The following is a 16762-nucleotide window of genomic DNA, read 5'->3' on the forward strand; positions in this document are numbered from 1 at the left end:
GCGATCTGCGCCAGACGCCGTGCCTCGTCGCGGGTCGCGCGGGCGATGGCGTCCTCGTCCACCGTGGTCAGGTGGTTGCCCTCGACGACGGGCCTGCCGTCGACGAGGGAGAGGGTCACGGGGGCCGCGGCGCCGAAGACGAGCGCGGTCACCGGGTCGGCGATGGAGGCGTGGGCGAGGGTGTCCAGCTTCCACAGGACGAGGTCGGCGAGCTTGCCCGCCTCGAGGGAGCCGATCTGGCCGGCGCGGCCCAGGACCTGGGCACCGCCGTACGTACCCAGGCGCAGGGCCTGGCGTGCGTCGAGTGCCTTCTCACGGCGGGCGCCGAGGCGGTTGATGAGGAGGGCGTTGCGCAGCTCGGTGTGGAGTTCGCCGGACTCGTTGGACGCGGTGCCGTCGACACCGAGCCCGACCGGCACGCCGGCGGCGAGCATGTCGGGGACCCGGGCGATGCCGGCGGCGAGGCGGGCGTTGGAGGACGGGCAGTGCGCGACTCCGGTGCCGGTGCGGGCGAAGGCGGCGATGTCGGAGTCGTTCATGTGGACGCAGTGCGCCATCCACACGTCGTCGCCGAGCCAGCCGGTCGACTCGAAGTAGTCGGTCGGGCCCATCCCGAACAACTCCTTGCAGAATCGTTCCTCCTCGACGGTCTCCGAACCGTGCGTGTGCAGCCGTACGCCCCGGCGGCGGGCCAGTTCGGCGCTCTGCCGCAGCAGTTCGGTGGAGACCGAGAACGGCGAGCAGGGTGCGACGGCGACCTGCGTCATGGCGTCGAAGGAGGCGTCGTGGTGGGCGTCGACGGTCGCCTCGGTGGCGGCGAGCGCCCCCTCCAGCGACTCGACGGCGAAGTCGGGCGGCAGCCCGCCGTCCTTCTCGCTGCGGTCCATGGAGCCCCGGGCGAGGGTGAAGCGCACGCCCATCTCGCGGGCGGCGCCGATGATGGCGCCGGACAGGTCGCCGGAGCCCCGCGGGTAGACGTAGTGGTGGTCCATCGCGGTGGTGACGCCGCCGCGGGCCATCATGGCGAGCGAGCCCTGGGCGGCGGCACGGGCCATCGGCTCGTCGATGCGCGCCCAGGTCGGGTACAGGGCGACCAGCCAGTCGAAGAGGTTGTGGTCGGTCGCCAGGCCCCGGGTGATCCACTGGTAGAAGTGGTGGTGGGTGTTGACGAGGCCGGGTGTCGCGAGGTGGCCGGTGCCGTCGACACGTCGTATGACGTTCGCGAGGCCCTGCGGGGCCTTGCCGGCGCCGACGGACTCGATGCGGTTGCCCGCCACGACGATGTGCCCGGACGCGTACTCGGTGTCGTGGGCGTCGACGGTGGCGATGGAGCAGTTCTCGATGACGGTGCGCTGCGGGTCTGCCGATGCTGCCATGGCGCTTCCTTCTTCGTTCGGGGGTCGGACGGGCACGGCAGGACCCTAGGAGGATTTGAGTACCACGGCGTTACGGCCGTGGGTGCCGAGATGGTGGAAGAACAGGTTGAGCAGCACCGCGACGAGCGCTCCCGCGCTGATTCCGGAGCCGAGCACCGTCTGCGCCCAGGAGGGGAACCCTGCGTAGAAGGCCGGTGCGGCGAGCGGGATGATCCCCGCGCCGAGTGCCACCGCGACGAGGATGATGTTGGAGCTGTCGTCCAGGCCGGCTTCGGACAGCGTCCGGATGCCGCTCACCGCGATCGAGCCGAAGAGGACGATGCCCGCGCCACCGAGGACGGGCATCGGCACGAGGGAGACGACGGCGCCGAGCACGGGGAAGGCGCCCAGCACCAGCAGCACACCGCCCGCGGCCGCCACCACGTAGCGGCTGCGCACCCTGGTCAGCGACACGACGCCGACGTTCTGCGCGAAGGCGCTGGTGGGGAAGCCCCCGAAGACGGGGCCGAGGAGTGTGGCGATGCCGTCGGTGCGCAGCCCGCGGGTGATGGTGGCCCCGTCGGTGCGCCGTTCGCAGATCTCACCGAGCGCGAGCATGCTCGCGGAGGACTCCGTCATCAGCACCAGCATCACGATGCAGAGCGAGAGGATCGCGGCGGGCTGGAACTCGGGGGCCCCGAAGGCGAACGGCGTGGGCAGGGCGGCGACGGGCGCGGACCCCAGGGCGGAGAAGTCGGCGAGTCCGAACGGGATCGCGGCCAGCGTGCCGACGAACATGCCGGCGAGCAGGGCGACCTGCTTGACGAAGCCGCGCCCGAACCGCTGGATCAGCAGGATGACGACGAGGGTGAAGGCGGCCAGCCCCAGGTACTTCATGGACCCGAAGTCGGCGGCCGTGGCGTCACCGCCCTGTGCCCAGGAGACGGGCACGGGCATCAGGGTGACCCCGATGAGGGTGATCACGACGCCGGTGACGAGCGGGGGGAAGAAGCGCAGCAGTCGGCCGAAGAAGGGGCCGACGGCCAGGCAGAACACACCCGCCACGATCACCGCACCGTAGATGGCGGGGAGTTGGTGGCCGTCGGCGCTGGTCTCGGCGATGGCGAGCATCGGGGCGATGCCCGCGGACGAGGCCGCGTTGACGAAGGGCAGCCGGTTCCCGGCGAAGCGGCCGGCACCGAGCGTCTGCAGGAGGGTGGCGAGTCCGGCGATCAGGAGGCTCGCCGCGATGAGGCGGGTCATGCCGGCGGCACCGAGTCCGACGGCCTGGCCGATGATGAGCGGAGGGGTGACGACGCCCGCGTACATGGCGGCGATGTGCTGGAGTGCGGCGGGGACGAGCCGCGGGGGCGGGAGCTTTTCGTCCACCGGGTGAACTGCCGTGGCGGCAGCGGTCGGTGGTGCGGTACATGGGCCTTTCGCCGGCCCCGTTGCAGGCTGTGCCATGGGATTTCCCTCCGGGATGACCGGCCCCCGCCACCGAAAGGGCGGGGGCCGGTTCAGCACCGCGTCAGAGGTTGGTCATGTCGACCGGGATCTTCGGCTCGACGCCGTCCCGGAGCACCGTCGCCTCGATGAGGCCGTACGGGCGGTCGGCCGCGAAGTACACCTCGTTGTCGTTCTTGAGGCCGAACGGCTCCAGGTCGACGAGGAAGTGGTGGTTGTTCGGCAGTGAGAAGCGGATCTCGTCGATCTCGCTGCGGCTGTTGATGATGCGCGAACCCATCTGGTACAGGGTCTGCTGGAGCGACAGGGAGTACGTCTCGGCGAACGCCTGGAGCATGTGCCGGCGGGCCTGCTCGTAGGACTTCTCCCAGTTGGGCATGCGCTCCTCGTCGCTGGTCCAGTTGTACCGCCACCTGGCGGAGACGTCGGTCGCGAGGATGCGGTCGTACGCCTCCTTCAGCGTCGTGTACCTGTCCTTGACGTAGCCCCAGAACTCGGAGTTGGTGGAGTTGAGGACCGTGAGGTCCTTGAGGCCGGAGATGACCTCCCACTTCTCGCCGTCGAAGGTGATCTGGGTGGTGCGCGTCTCCTGGCCCTTGCGGACGAAGGAGTGCTTGACGTCGTCGGCGCCGATGAACCTGGAGTTGCCGTCGGAGGTGGCGATGCGCTCCCAGGCGTACTCCTCGATCCGGATCCTGGCCACCTTGATGGGGTCCTGGGAGCTCACGAAGTGCCGGGCCAGGTGGATGCCGAACTGCTCGGCGGACTCGATGCCGTGTTCCTTGGCGAAGGCGAACACCGTGTTCTTGGTGGTGTCGGTCGGCAGGACGTTGGCGTTGGAGCCCGAGTAGTGGACGTCGTCCATGTCGCCGGACAGGGCGACGGAGACGTTGAGGTCCTTGATGTGGTGGGTGTCGCCGTCCCGCGTGATCCTGACGACGCGGTTCTCTGCTTTGCCGTACTGGTTCTGGCCGAGAATCGTGGGCATTGTCTGCTAGCTCCCTCGGTAAACGGAGTAGCCGAACGGGTTGAGCAGCAGCGGTACGTGGAAGTGCTCGCCCGGGGTGACGGCGAACGCGATCGCCACCTCCGGGAAGAACGCGCCGCTGTCCCTTACGCGGGGGGCGTCCTGCTGCGCCTCGGCTTGCTTCTTCGCGGTGAAGTACGGCTCGGTCTCGAAGACGAGCCGTACGTGGGTGGTGCCTTCCGGCAGGGCCGGCAGGTCTTTGCAGCGCCCGTCCGCGTCGGTCGCGGATCTGCCGAGCGTCACATACTGCGTGTCGCCGCCGCTGCGGGCGGCCAGGGAGACGGTGACGGCTTCGGCGGGACGGCCGATGCTGGTGTCCAGGATGTGGGTGGACACCGAGGCGGTGGTGTCGGTGCTCAAGACCGTCACGCTCCTTGTTCTCGATAGTGCCGTACGGGCCTCAGGTGGCCTGCACGAGGCGGGTCAGCCGGATGCGGTTGATCTTGCCCAGCTCGGTGCGGACGATCTCGCGTTCACGCTCGGGCGGGTTGCCGATCCGGCTTCTCACCGCGTCGCGCATCTGCTCACCGGTGGCTCCGGTGGCGCAGATCAGGAAGACGTGCCCGAACCGCTCCTGGTAGGCCAGGTTGAGTGCGAGCATCTCCGCCCTGAGCTCCTCGGACGCACCGGCCATCCCCCGCTGTTCACGGGCGGAGTCCGGGTCCCCCGGCTTGGGCCGGCCGATCGGCGCGTGGCCGGCCATCGCCTCGGCCAGGTCCTCCGCGGTGAGGTCCGCCATGGCGGCGTCACTCGCGGCGAACAGGGTTTCCGCGTCGGCGTAGGGTCGGTGAGCGAGGATGCCGCTCCCCCACCGCGCACTGGCGCACACCTCGTGCAGCGCGGCTGTGGCCTCGTCGTCCGGCAGGGTGTTGAACCGGGCCAGGCCCGGTGTGGAGCTCGTAGTCACGGGAGCCTCCGTGGCTTTTTTCCGCTGTGCGTTTTCGGGCTGCGGACAGCTAACGCCCTTCACAACACCACGTCAACAGTTTGTTGAAATTCCGCGAACAGATAATGCCGCCGCCCCAGTTACCGGACGACGGCATTGACCCGCATTGCGCTCGCCTACTCACCTTTGGCGACTTCGTCCCGGTTCAGGTAGTTGTAGACGGTGAACCGGGAGACCCCGAGGGCACCGGCCACGGTCTCGACACCGTGCCGCACCGAGAAGGCACCCCGTGCCTCCAGAGCGCGGACCACCCGCTGCTTGGTCTTGCGGTCCAGCTCAGCCAGTGGCATTCCGTGCCGCCGCTGCATCGCGGCCAGGATGTGGTCGAGCGATTCGGACAGCTGCGGGAGCCGTACGGCTATGACGTCGGCCCCTTCCCAGGCGAGCACCACGTCCTCGGCGGTGGCCTTCCCCGGATCCAGCAGCTCGGCGCCCATGGCGTCGACGAGCGGCTTCACGGCCGCGACGAGGGGGTGGTCGGCCGGTGCGGTCACGGCGTGTCCTCCCCGATCACGTTGAGCTGGAGGGAGACCCGGGTGGCGCCCGAGGCCAGGGCCCTGTGGAGCAGCGAGTCCACCGCCGTGAGGACCTGACCGGCCTCGCCCTCGGCCGTGTTGCCGAAGGGGCCCACGTCCACCGCGTCCAGGTCGGCGGTCTGGATGACCTCGCGGGCGGCCACCGCGTGGGCGGGCGCCTCGTCGAGATCGAACGGCTCGGTGGTGAATTCCACCCTCAGGCGCACGGTGCCTCCTCATGTCCCGCCGCGTCCGTCGGCTCGCACGGCTGGTCCCGACCTTAAGGCACGGCCCCCCGGGCACCGCGGCCCCGAGCGGGTCCCGCGGTGGCGGCACGCGCACCACCGCGCGAGGACGCGCCGGGGAGGCAGCGGTTCACGGCCCGGCCTGGATGTCCCCCCGGGTGGACGACGTGATCGGGTCGCCGTGCGCGAAGTCCCCGGGCGGGATGCCCGGGTGGTGGCCGTCCCTGACCAGCCCGGCCGAGGCGGCGGCCGGGCCGAGGGCGAGCCGGGAGACGATCCGGTAGCGGTCCCCGCGGTAGAGCGAGTGGACGTACTCCACGGGCAGTCCCGCCGTGTCGGAGGTGAGGCGCTCGAAGAGCAGGGCCGGGGAGAGTTCCGGGACCTCCAGGAGCTGCGCCTCCGCCCTGGTGACGACGGTGGGCTCGATGGCCTGGACCGCCTCGCGGACGTGCACCCCGTGGGTGTGGCGCAGGTGCTCGTAGAGGTCGCCGTCCTCCAGCTCCTGCGCCGACAGGCCGGGGACGAGGGACGCCCTGATGTGCAGGTGCTCGATCGCCATCGGGGCGCCGTCGACCAGGCGCAGCCGCGCGACGTACACGATCTCCTCGGCGGGTGACATCCGCAGCTTGCGGCCGACCCGGGCGCCGGCCTGAAGGGTGGTGAACTCCAGCAGCCGGCTCGACCAGGCCCCGGCCGCCTGCGGCACGCTCAGGGCCAGGTCCGCGGAGACCAGCTCCTGGGTGATCTTCGCCGGCGCCACGAACATCCCCCGCCCGTGTTCACGGACCAGGAGCCCGGCGGCCACCAGCTCGTCGACGGCGGCGCGGACGGTCGGCCGGGACACGCCCAGCAGGGCGCAGAGCGCCCGCTCGGACGGGATGGCGTCCCCGGGGCTGCGGCTCTCCATCAGTTCGAGGACCGCGTCGCGGGCCCGTTCCCGTTTGAGCACCGTCCCCGGTACGTCGGCTTTCATCCGTGCCCCTTCTGGAGGTCCACTCATCCTTACCAGTTGAGCGACCGACGGTCACTGGTCAGGGCAAGTGTAGTCACCGATGGCCGGAACAACAGGGGTCGGCAGGCACAAGGTCACCAAAGTCCCTTGTTGCAGGGGGGGTTGACGGCCCCATTGGTCTATGCCACCTTCATCCACCACCAAGAGGTGAGCTGCCCAGTGGGCTTCACTGGTCAGGTGGTCAGGTCTGCTCCCGTTGAGGTGAACCGTGAAGTACCGCTTGCTTGCCGGCGTGTCCGCGCTCATGACGGCCGCCGCCCTCAGTTCCTGCAGTGCCGGCGGGAACGGCGCCGACGAGGCCGGCGGCGCGACCACGGTCGACGTCTGGCTGATGCGCGACAGCGTGTCGGCCGCGTTCCGGAAGGAGTTCACCGCGGGCTTCGAGGCCGCCCACCCGGACATCGACGTCCACGTCCAGATCCAGGAGTGGGACGGCATCGGCCAGAAGATCACCGCCGCCCTGGCCAGCAACGACGCCCCGGACGTCATCGAGGCGGGCAACACGCAGGTGGCGCAGTTCGCCGCGAGCGGCGGCCTGCTGGACCTCAGCGACCGGAAGGACGAGCTGAACGGTGAGGACTGGCTGAAAGGGCTGGCCGAGCCGGGCTCGTACGAGGGCAGGCAGTACGGCATCCCGTACTACGCCGCCAACCGGGTCGTGGTCTACCGCAAGGACCTCTTCGAGAAGGCGGGGATCGACGCCGCCCGGATCACCACCCGCGAGGCGTGGATCGACGCCACGACGAAGCTGAACAAGGGCGGCACGCAGGGCATCTACCTTCCCGGCCAGCTCTGGTACGCGCTCGCCGGCTTCATCTGGGACGAGGGCGGCGACTTCGCCACCGAGTCGGGGGGCCGGTGGAAAGGGGCACTGGACACGCCCGAGGCGATGCGCGGCATGGCCTTCTACGCCCGGCTCCAGGCGCTAGGCAAGGGCCCGAAGGACTCCGACGAGGACGATCCGCCGCAGGCCGAGGTGATGGCCCAGGGCCAGGTGGCCCAGATCGTCTCCACCCCTGGCGGCGCCAACGTGATCACCGAGAACAACCCCGCGCTGAAGGGCCGGCTCGGCTTCTTCCCGATCCCCGGCAAGACGGCCGGCACCCCGGGCGCGGTGTTCACCGGCGGCTCCGACCTGGTCGTCCCCGCCGCGGCCGGCCACCCCGACGCGGCGGTGACGTTCATCAAGGAGCTCACGGGCGACGTCTGGCAGAGGAAGCTCGCGGTGGCCATGAGCTACGTGCCCAACCGGACCACGCTCGCCTCCGCCGTGGCGGACGACCCCGGCGCCTCGGCGATGGCCGTCGGCGCGGCGAACGGCCACGCGACGCCCAACACCCCGGGCTGGGCGGCGGTGGAGGCCGAGAACCCGGTCAAGGACTACATGACCGCCGTCCTGACCGGCGGCGACGCGGCCGAAGAGGCGGCCGATGCCTCCGCCGACATCACGCGGGCGATGAACTCCGGCTCCTGACCCCGGTCCGTCCGTCCCCACCGAGAGGAGGCCCGCCGTGCCGGCTGTCCGCGAAAGGCCCGCGCCACGCGTGCACCGTCCCCCGAAGGCACCTGAGGAACGGTCCGTACGGCCCCCGAACGGCCTCTGGCCGTACGTCCTGATCGCACCCGCGATCGGCGGCATGCTCTACCTGCTCGTGTACCCCCTGGTGCGGGCCGTGGTGATCTCACTCCAGGACTTCCGGCTCCGCCAGCTGATCAGCGGGGACGCCGAGTTCGTGGGTCTGCGCAACTACCGCACCCTGCTGTCCGACCCGCGCTTCTGGGAGGTCACCGGCCGCACCTTCGTCTTCATGGCCGTCAACGTCGTGCTCATCCTCGTCATCTCCACCCTCGTCGCGCTGATGACGGAACGCCTGGGCCGGGCCGGCCGCACCGCCGTGCTCTGCTCGCTGGTGCTCGCCTGGGCGATGCCCGTGGTCGCGGCCACCACGGTGTTCCAGTGGCTGTTCCACAGCGAGTTCGGCATCGTCAACCAGCTTCTGACCGGGCCGGGCCTCACGTCCTTCGAGCACTACCCGTGGTTCGCGCACGGCACGGCGTCCTTCGCGATCCTCGTCCTGCTGATCGTCTGGCAGTCCGTGCCGTTCGCCGCGGTCACCCTGTACTCCGCCCTGACGACCGTGCCCGTCGAGCTGTACGAGTCGGCCCGCCTGGACGGCGCGTCCGGCTCCCGGGTGTTCCGCTCGGTCACCTTCCCGATGCTCCGGCCGATCTTCATGCTCGTGCTGTCGCTGGAGGTGATCTGGACGTTCAAGGCGTTCGTCCAGATCTGGGTGATGACCCGGGGCGGGCCCGGTGACGCCACCACGATCCTGCCCGTGTACGCGGTCCAGACGGCGCTCTCCAGCCAGCGCTACGACCTGGGCTCCGCCGCCTCGATGATCACCGTGGTGCTGATGTCGGGGGTGCTCGTCCTCCACTTCCGCCAGATGTTCCGTCAGGAGGACGACCAGCGATGACCCCGCCCCGTTCCCGCGTCCGGCGCGTCCCGCTGAACGCCGCCGCCGTCGTGACCGTCGTGGTCTGCCTGTTCCCGGTGTACTGGATGGTCTCCACCGCCTTCAAGCCGTCCCGGGACATCCGGTCCGCCGAACCCAGGCTCGTGCCCTCCACCTGGACGCTGGACCACTTCCGCCGGGCCGTGCAGGCCGACGGCTTCGAACTGTTCTGGCGCAACAGCGTCCTGGTGACGCTGGGCGCCGTGCTGCTCTCGCTCGCCGTGGCCCTCGGCGCTTCCTTCGCCGTGGCGCGGCTGCGGTGGAAGGGGCGGCGGCAGTTCATGCTGCTCGTCTTCGTCGCCCAGATGGCGCCCTGGGAATCACTGATCATCCCGATCTACATCATCTCCCGCGACACCGGCATGCTCGACCGGCTGCCCACGCTGACCCTCGTCTACTTCATGATCACGCTGCCGTTCACGATCGTGGTGCTGCGGGGCTTCCTCGCCACGATCCCACCCGAACTGGAGGAGGCCGCACAGGTCGACGGCTGCACCCGGACGGGGGCCTTCAGGCGGGTGGCACTGCCGCTCCTCGCCCCCGGCCTGATGGCGACCTCGCTCTTCGGGTTCATCACCGCGTGGAACGAGTTCGCCTACGCCAACTTCCTGATCATCAAGCAGCAGGACAACCGGACCCTGCCGGTCTGGCTCTCCTCCTTCCAGAACACCTTCGGCACCGACTGGGGCGCCACCATGGCCGCCTCGACGCTCTTCGCCCTGCCCGCGCTCGTGATCTTCCTGCTGCTCCAGCGCCACGTGACCTCCGGCTTCGCAGCCGGCGCGGTGAAGGGCTGACCCCACCCGCACAGGCCCGGCCGACCGCGGCCGCCCCGCGAACCGCCCCGAGAGACACGAATCCGGAGGCCCCCGTGCCCGCACCACGCCCCGAACTCTCCCTTCTCCCCCGCCCCGGCAAGGTCTCCCCGCGCCCCGGCCGCCTCGTCCTGACGCGGGACACCGCCGTGCGCGCCCTGCCCGGTGCGGAGGGGGCCGCGGACCTGCTGCGGACCCTCCTCGGGCCGACGACCGGACTGCCCCTGCCCCCGTCGGCCGACGGCCGGGTCGTCCTGGCCCTCGACCCTCAGCTCGGCGGGCTGGGCGAGGAGGGGTACGGCCTCACCGTCGGGCCGCAGGCGCTCATGCTGCGCGCGGCCCGCCCGGACGGGCTGCTCCGGGGCGTCCAGACGATCCGGCAACTGCTGCCGCCCGAGGCCCTGTCCGGCGGGGCGCCGCGCACGACGTGGGAGTTGCCGTGCGTAGAGATCAGCGACGTGCCGCGCTTCCCCTGGCGCGGCGCGATGCTCGACGTCGCCCGGCACTTCCAGCCCGTCTCCTACCTGCGCCGGTACGTGGACCTGATGGCGCTGCACAAGCTCAACGTCCTGCACCTGCACCTCACCGACGACCAGGGCTGGCGCATGCCGGTCGACGCCTTCCCCCGGCTGACGTCGGTGGGCGGGCGCCGCGCCCAGTCCCTGGCCGACGGGGTGCCGCACGCCGGGGCGTACACGAAGGCGGAGCTGCGTGACCTGGTCCGCCACGCGCGGGATCGGGGGGTGAGCGTCGTACCCGAGATCGAGATGCCCGGCCATGTGCGCGCGGCCCTCGCGGCCTACCCGCACCTGGGCAACCACCCCGGGCGGCCGCTCGACGTGTGGACCAGGTGGGGCGTCTGCGACACCGTGCTGGGGGTCCACGAGGAGGTGTTCGACTTCTGCCGGACGGTGCTGGAGGAGGTCATGGACGTCTTCCCCTCGCCGTACGTCCACATCGGGGGCGAGGAGTGCCCGACCACGGAGTGGGAGGCCAGCCCCGCGGCCCGGGCGCGCGCGGCGGCCGAGGGGCTGGCGGGACCCCACGCCCTGCACGGCTGGTTCATGGGCCGCATCGGCTCCTTCCTGGTCGAGCACGGCCGCCGGCCCACCGGGTGGGCGGAGTCCGGCAGCGAACTGCCCCCCGAGTTCACGGTCATGGCCTGGCGCGACCCGGCCCACGCCCGGACCGCGGCCCGGCGGGGGCACCAGGTGGTGACGGCGCACCACCGGGCCACCTACCTCGACTACGCCCAGTCCACGGATCCGCGGGAGCCCGCGGCCCAGCCGGGCGCCCCCGTGCCCCTGCACGCCGTCCACGCCAACGAGCCGGTGCCGCACGACTGGGAGCCGGCGGAGGCGTCCCGTGTCCTCGGGACCCAGGCGCAGTTGTGGACCGAGTACGTGAGGACACCGGACCGGATCGAGTACCTCACCTATCCCCGGCTGTGCGCCCTGGCGGACCGCGCCTGGTCCGGCGGGCCCGGCGACTGGGCCGGATTCGTCGAGCGGCTGCGCCACCACACGGCCCGGCTGGACGCCCTCGGCGTCCCCTACCGGCCTCTGACCCCGCGGTCCCTGACGACCGCGGCCGCAGGTACAGCGCCGACCCCTCGGTAGCCCATCCCCCACCGTTCCGGAGAGGAACAACGCCATGAGGACATTCCGCAGGAGCCGAATCCGCCCGGTGGCGGCCGCCGCCGTCACCCTGGCCCTGGGCTGCACGGCCCTCGCCGCCCTTCCCTCGACCGCCGGCGCCGCGGCGGCCGGCGGACTCGTCGTCCAGTACCGGACGAGCGCGTCGGGAGCGACGGCGGACCAGAGCGAGCCGTGGCTGAAGGTGCGCAACACGGGGAGTACGGGCGTGCCGCTCTCGGGAGTCAAGGTGCGGTACTACTTCAAGGCCGACTCGGTGTCGGCCGGTTACCGTTTCGCCTGTTCGTGGGCGGTGAGGGGCTGCGCGAACATCACGGGCACCTTCGGGACGCCGCCGCACCCGACCGCCACCGCGGACCGCTACCTGGAGATCGCCTTCACCGCCGGCGCGGGTTCCCTGGCTCCCGGCGCGGACACCGGGGACATGCAGTTGCGCTTCCACCGCTCGGACTGGCAGCCGCTCGGGCAGAGCGACGACTACTCCTTCGGTGCCGAGCGGAGCACGTACGGCGACTGGCCGCGGGTCACCGCCCAGGTGGGCGGCGTCACCGTCTGGGGCGAGGCCCCCGGAGGGGGCGGTCCGACCGACCCGACGGATCCGACCGACCCTCCCACCGACCCGCCCGCCGACGGGCCCACGCTGTTCGACGACTTCGACTACTCGGGGCACGCGGACCCGAGGATCGCGGCGAACGGCTGGAGCGTCCGGTCCAACTCCGGCGGCCCCGGCGTGCCGGGGGCCGTGTGGGCACCGGAGAACGTCACCTTCAGCAGCCAGAGCGGCAACTCGGTGATGAACCTGGAGACCTCGACCGCCGGTACGGGCGCATCGACGGAGCAGACGGAGATCCTCACGAAGTCCGTGAAGTTCCGCGACGGCACCTACGCGGCCCGCGTGAAGTTCAGCGACGCCCCGCGCTCGGGCCCGGACGGCGACCACCTCGTCCAGACCTTCTTCACCATCAACGACCTCAAGGCGCCGATGGCGGACGACTACGCCGAGTACGACTTCGAGTACCTGCCCAACGGCGGCTGGGGCGAGCCGGCCGCCATCCTCTACACGACCTCGTGGGAGACCTACCGCCCCGACCCGTGGGAGGCCGTCAACCAGCACAGCGAGGCGCGGCGGAGCTACGCCGGATGGCATGACCTGGTGGTGACCGTCGACGGCTCGGCGATCACGTACTACGTCGACGGCGCGCACTTCGGCACGCACGGGGCGGCCTACCTCCCGGAGCGGCCGATGTCGATCAACTTCAACCAGTGGCTGATCGACCTGGCCGGGCAGAGCAGCACCACTCCGCGCTCGTACGACCAGCAGGTGGACTACGTCCTGCACGTGAAGGACCGGGTCCTCTCCCCGGCGCAGGTGTCGGCGCTGGTGAGCGGATACCGGGCGGCCGGCACGACCTTCCGGGACACGGTACCGGCCCCCTGACCTGCGAGGTTTCACCAGGACGGGGTGGAGGCGCGGCACGCCTCCACCCCGCTTCCGCGTGTCCGGAACCCGGGTCCCCTCTTGACAGCTCAGCCACCCGCCAGGCAATCTTCCATCACGCAGAAAGTAACTTCCGCAATACGGAAGGAGCGCACTATGGGTTACTCGGACCAGCGCTTCGATGTGAACCTCTCGATCCTCTTCACCGAACTCCCGCTTCTGGAGCGCCCCGCGGCGGCCGCCGCCGCGGGCTTCACCGCGGTCGAGCTCTGGTGGCCCTGGACCGGGACCCCCACCCCCGCGCAGGCCGAGCTCGACGCCCTGAAGAAGGCGCTCGACGACGCGGGCACCCAGCTGGTGGGGCTGAACTTCTACGCGGGGCAGCTTCCCGGCCCCGACCGCGGCGCCCTCTCCCTGCCGGGCGAGGAGTCGGACCGCTTCCGCGCCAACGTGGACGTGGCGGCCGGCTTCGCCGCCTCGGTCGGCTGCACGGCGCTCAACGCCCTCTACGGCAACCGCGTCGAAGGCGTGGACCCGGCGGAGCAGGACGAACTCGCCCTGGAGAACCTCGTCCTGGCGGCCCGCGCGGCCGACCGGATCGGGGCGACGCTCCTGATCGAGACCCTCAACAAGCCGGAGTCGCCCCTCTACCCCCTGGTCAGCGCACCGGCGGGAATCGAGGTCGTCGACCGGGTCAACGAGGCGACCGGGCTGGGCAACGCCGCGTTCCTGCTGGACCTGTACCACCTGTCGATGAACGGCGAGGACCTCGGCCAGGTGATCAAGACGTACGCCGCGAAGACCGGCCACGTCCAGATCGCCGACAACCCCGGCCGCGGCGCGCCCGGCACCGGTTCGCTCCCGCTGGAACGGCTCCTCGACGAACTGGCCCAGGCCGGATACGCGGGCTGGGTCGGCCTGGAGTACAAGCCGGGCGACCGGCCGAGCGCCGACTCCTTCGCCTGGCTCCCAGCCGAGGACCGCGCCGCGGCGCGCTGAGACGCCGCCTCCCCTCGTACACACGCACACCCGGAAGGCATCCCCTCATGAGCAGCAACCTCCCCAAGGTCGCCTGGATCGGTCTCGGCATCATGGGCTCGCCCATGTCGGAGAACCTGGTCAAGGCCGGTTACGACGTCACCGGTCACACGCTGGAGCAGGACAAGGTCGACCGGCTGGTCGCGGCCGGCGGCAAGGGTGCCGCCTCGATCGCCGAGGCGGTGCGCGACGCCGACGTCGTGATCACCATGGTCCCCGCCTCCCCGCAGGTCGAGGCCGTCGCCTACGGACCCGACGGCATCCTGGAGAACGCCCGCCGGGGCACGCTGCTGATCGACATGTCCTCGATCACCCCGCAGACGTCCGTCGACCTGGCGAAGAACGCCGAGGAGAGGGGCATCCGCGTGCTGGACGCCCCGGTCTCCGGTGGCGAGGCCGGGGCGATCGAGGCCGTGCTGTCCATCATGGTCGGCGGCGAGCGACGCGACTTCGACGCCGCGCTCCCCCTCCTGGAGGCGCTGGGCAAGACCATCGTCCTCTGCGGCCCGCACGGCTCCGGGCAGACGGTGAAGGCCGCCAACCAGCTGATCGTGGCCGTCAACATCCAGGCCTGCGCCGAGGCCGTGGTCTTCCTGGAGAAGTCCGGCGTCGACCTGGCCGCCGCCCTCGACGTGCTCAACGGCGGCCTCGCCGGGTCGACGGTCCTGACCCGCAAGAAGGACAACTTCCTCCAGCGGGACTTCGCCCCCGGCTTCCGCATCGACCTGCACCACAAGGACATGGGCATCGTGACGGACGCCGCCCGCAACGTGGGGGCCGCGCTGCCCGTCGGCGCGGTCGTGGCCCAGCTGGTCGCCTCGCTGCGCGCCCAGGGCGACGGCGGCCTGGACCACTCGGCACTGCTGCGCTCGGTCGAGCGGCTCTCCGGCTCCCAGGTCTGACCCCCGGCCCCCCGCGGGCCCCCCGAACTCCGGGTCGTGGTGGCGCTGACACCTGTCCTGTCGCGCCCAGGCGTCACCGCGGCCCGGAACCATCTCCTCCATATTCAACAAACTGTTGACGTCATGTTCCCGGCGAACCTACGCTCCTGAGGCCGTCAGCAGCCACCGTACGGAAGGTCCCCATGTCCCAGCGTGTGCTCACGACCGAGTCAGGCGCCCCGGTCGCCGACAACCAGAACTCCGCCACGGCCGGCGCCGGCGGACCGCTCCTCCTCCAGGACCAGCACCTGCTGGAGAAGCTCGCCCGCTTCAACCGTGAGCGCATCCCGGAGCGCGTCGTCCACGCCCGCGGCTCCGGCGCGTACGGCTACTTCGAGGTGACGGACGACGTCACCGGCTTCACCCGCGCCGACTTCCTGTCCGAGGTCGGCCGCCGCACCGAGACGTTCATCCGCTTCTCGACGGTCGCCGACTCCCTCGGCGGCGCCGACGCCGTGCGCGACCCCCGCGGCTTCGCCCTCAAGTTCTACACGAACGAGGGCAACTACGACCTCGTCGGCAACAACACCCCGGTGTTCTTCATCAAGGACCCCGTCAAGTTCCCCGACTTCATCCACTCGCAGAAGCGCGACCCCTTCACGGGCCGTCAGGAGCCGGACAACGTCTGGGACTTCTGGGCGAACTCCCCCGAGGCGACCCACCAGATCACCTGGCTGATGGGCGACCGGGGCATCCCCGCCTCGTACCGGCACATGAACGGCTTCGGCTCGCACACCTACCAGTGGACGAACGCCGAGGGCGAGGCCTTCTTCGTCAAGTACCACTTCAAGACCAACCAGGGCGTGCGCTCCCTGTCCGCCGAGCAGGCCGCGGAGCTCGTGGGCCAGGACGCCAGCTCCCACCAGACGGACCTGCTCCAGGCCATCGAGCGGGGCGTCAACCCGTCGTGGACGTTGTACGTGCAGGTCATGCCAGCCGCGGAGGCGGCGGACTACCGCTTCAACCCGTTCGACGTGACGAAGGTGTGGCCGCACGGCGACTACCCCCTCCAGCGCGTCGGCCGCCTGGTGCTGGACCGCAACCCGGACAACGTCTTCGCCGAGGTCGAGCAGGCGGCGTTCTCGCCCAACAACTTCGTGCCCGGCATCGGGCCCTCCCCGGACAAGATGCTCCAGGGACGGCTGTTCGCGTACGCCGACGCGCAGCGCTACCGGCTGGGCATCAACCACACGCAGCTGCCGGTCAACGCGCCGAAGGCGGCCACGGTCGACAACTACGGCCGCGACGGCCTGCACGCGACCCGCTACGGCTCGCGCCAGGACAAGAACTACGAGCCCAACTCCTACGCGGGCCCCGCGCAGACCGGTCTGCCCCTGGCCTCCCCGCTCGCGGTGAGCGGCTGGACCGGCACGCACGAGGCGCCCCTGCACACGAAGGACGACGACTTCTTCCAGGCGGGTGAGCTCTACCGGCTCATGTCGGACGAGGAGAAGGGCCGCCTGATCGCCAACATCGCCGGAGGCCTCTCGCAGGTCACCCGCGACGACGTGATCGAGAAGAACCTCGCCCACTTCCACGCCGCCGACGCCGAGTACGGCAAGCGCGTCGAGGAGGCCGTCCGCGCCCTGCGCGAGGACTGAGCCCTCCCCCCGGACCCTGCCCGTGCCGCGCACCCGGATGAGGGGTGCGGCGTGGCACCGGCAGGACGGGACCGCGGCGGCGGACGACGCCAGTGCGGTGGCGAAGGGCCCGGTGGCCCGGCTCCAGACGTGAAGGAGCCGGGCCCCGGCAGCCCGTTCGCCGCCGTCGCGGTCGCCGTGAACGGATCACA

At 71.0% G+C, this 16762-nt stretch carries 16 protein-coding genes; 8 read left to right on the forward strand and 8 right to left on the reverse strand.

Going from position 1 to position 16762, the window contains the following annotated elements; translation table 11 throughout:
* The 8 genes from ABZ371_RS15695 to ABZ371_RS15730 all read right to left on the reverse strand — a co-directional run.
* On the reverse strand, nucleotides 1–1376 hold a 1376-nt coding region (locus tag ABZ371_RS15695), incomplete at its 3' end, for an 8-oxoguanine deaminase (RefSeq protein ID WP_358679034.1).
* 45 nt (nucleotides 1377–1421) lie between these two features.
* A complete protein-coding gene (locus tag ABZ371_RS15700; RefSeq protein WP_358679037.1) occupies nucleotides 1422–2822 on the reverse strand; it encodes a nucleobase:cation symporter-2 family protein in 1401 nt (466 codons plus the stop codon).
* Between the two features lie 64 nt (nucleotides 2823–2886).
* Nucleotides 2887–3810 carry a factor-independent urate hydroxylase gene (pucL, locus tag ABZ371_RS15705; RefSeq protein ID WP_358679040.1) on the reverse strand — a complete coding sequence of 308 codons (924 nt, stop codon included), beginning with the start codon at nucleotides 3808–3810 and terminating at the stop codon, nucleotides 2887–2889.
* 6 nt (nucleotides 3811–3816) lie between these two features.
* On the reverse strand, nucleotides 3817–4209 hold the full coding sequence (uraH, locus tag ABZ371_RS15710) for a hydroxyisourate hydrolase (protein ID WP_358679043.1): 393 nt from the start codon (nucleotides 4207–4209) through the stop codon (nucleotides 3817–3819).
* Nucleotides 4210–4249: 40 nt separating this feature from the next.
* Complete coding sequence (gene uraD, locus ABZ371_RS15715) at nucleotides 4250–4756, reverse strand: 2-oxo-4-hydroxy-4-carboxy-5-ureidoimidazoline decarboxylase (RefSeq protein ID WP_358679046.1); 507 nt, start codon at nucleotides 4754–4756, stop codon at nucleotides 4250–4252.
* Nucleotides 4757–4911: 155 nt separating this feature from the next.
* The gene (locus ABZ371_RS15720; RefSeq protein ID WP_358679049.1) at nucleotides 4912–5289 is read right to left on the reverse strand and encodes a helix-turn-helix domain-containing protein; all 378 of its coding nucleotides are present in this window, start codon (nucleotides 5287–5289) and stop codon (nucleotides 4912–4914) included.
* Nucleotides 5286–5537, reverse strand: a complete 252-nt coding sequence (locus ABZ371_RS15725; RefSeq protein WP_358679052.1) for a hypothetical protein — start codon at nucleotides 5535–5537, stop codon at nucleotides 5286–5288. Before ABZ371_RS15725 ends, ABZ371_RS15720 begins: the two co-directional genes overlap by 4 nt.
* Nucleotides 5538–5685: 148 nt before the next feature.
* Nucleotides 5686–6528 (reverse strand): GntR family transcriptional regulator, encoded by an 843-nt coding sequence (locus ABZ371_RS15730; protein WP_358679054.1) that lies wholly within the window; start codon nucleotides 6526–6528, stop codon nucleotides 5686–5688.
* A gap of 247 nt (nucleotides 6529–6775) precedes the next feature.
* On the opposite strand from ABZ371_RS15730, the gene ABZ371_RS15735 reads away from it, so the two are divergent.
* The 8 genes from ABZ371_RS15735 to ABZ371_RS15770 all read left to right on the forward strand — a co-directional run bounded on the left by ABZ371_RS15735 (nucleotide 6776) and on the right by ABZ371_RS15770 (nucleotide 16571).
* The gene (locus ABZ371_RS15735; RefSeq protein ID WP_358679057.1) at nucleotides 6776–8041 is read left to right on the forward strand and encodes an extracellular solute-binding protein; all 1266 of its coding nucleotides are present in this window, start codon (nucleotides 6776–6778) and stop codon (nucleotides 8039–8041) included.
* 70 nt (nucleotides 8042–8111) lie between these two features.
* A complete protein-coding gene (locus ABZ371_RS15740) occupies nucleotides 8112–9044 on the forward strand; it encodes a sugar ABC transporter permease (RefSeq protein ID WP_358679060.1) in 933 nt (310 codons plus the stop codon).
* Nucleotides 9041–9880, forward strand: a complete 840-nt coding sequence (locus ABZ371_RS15745; protein WP_358679063.1) for a carbohydrate ABC transporter permease — start codon at nucleotides 9041–9043, stop codon at nucleotides 9878–9880. Before ABZ371_RS15740 ends, ABZ371_RS15745 begins: the two co-directional genes overlap by 4 nt.
* A gap of 74 nt (nucleotides 9881–9954) precedes the next feature.
* Complete coding sequence (locus ABZ371_RS15750; RefSeq protein WP_358679066.1) at nucleotides 9955–11517, forward strand: beta-N-acetylhexosaminidase; 1563 nt, start codon at nucleotides 9955–9957, stop codon at nucleotides 11515–11517.
* A 34-nt stretch (nucleotides 11518–11551) separates the two neighbouring features.
* Nucleotides 11552–12991 carry a cellulose binding domain-containing protein gene (locus ABZ371_RS15755; protein ID WP_358679069.1) on the forward strand — a complete coding sequence of 480 codons (1440 nt, stop codon included), beginning with the start codon at nucleotides 11552–11554 and terminating at the stop codon, nucleotides 12989–12991.
* 156 nt (nucleotides 12992–13147) lie between these two features.
* Nucleotides 13148–13990 carry a TIM barrel protein gene (locus tag ABZ371_RS15760; protein ID WP_358679072.1) on the forward strand — a complete coding sequence of 281 codons (843 nt, stop codon included), beginning with the start codon at nucleotides 13148–13150 and terminating at the stop codon, nucleotides 13988–13990.
* 47 nt (nucleotides 13991–14037) lie between these two features.
* Nucleotides 14038–14931 (forward strand): 2-hydroxy-3-oxopropionate reductase, encoded by an 894-nt coding sequence (locus tag ABZ371_RS15765; RefSeq protein ID WP_358679075.1) that lies wholly within the window; start codon nucleotides 14038–14040, stop codon nucleotides 14929–14931.
* A 182-nt stretch (nucleotides 14932–15113) separates the two neighbouring features.
* Nucleotides 15114–16571 (forward strand): catalase, encoded by a 1458-nt coding sequence (locus ABZ371_RS15770; protein WP_358679078.1) that lies wholly within the window; start codon nucleotides 15114–15116, stop codon nucleotides 16569–16571.
* Nucleotides 16572–16762: the final 191 nt, after the last annotated feature.

Source organism: Streptomyces sp. NPDC005899 (assembly GCF_040629645.1).
Lineage (GTDB): Bacteria > Actinomycetota > Actinomycetes > Streptomycetales > Streptomycetaceae > Streptomyces.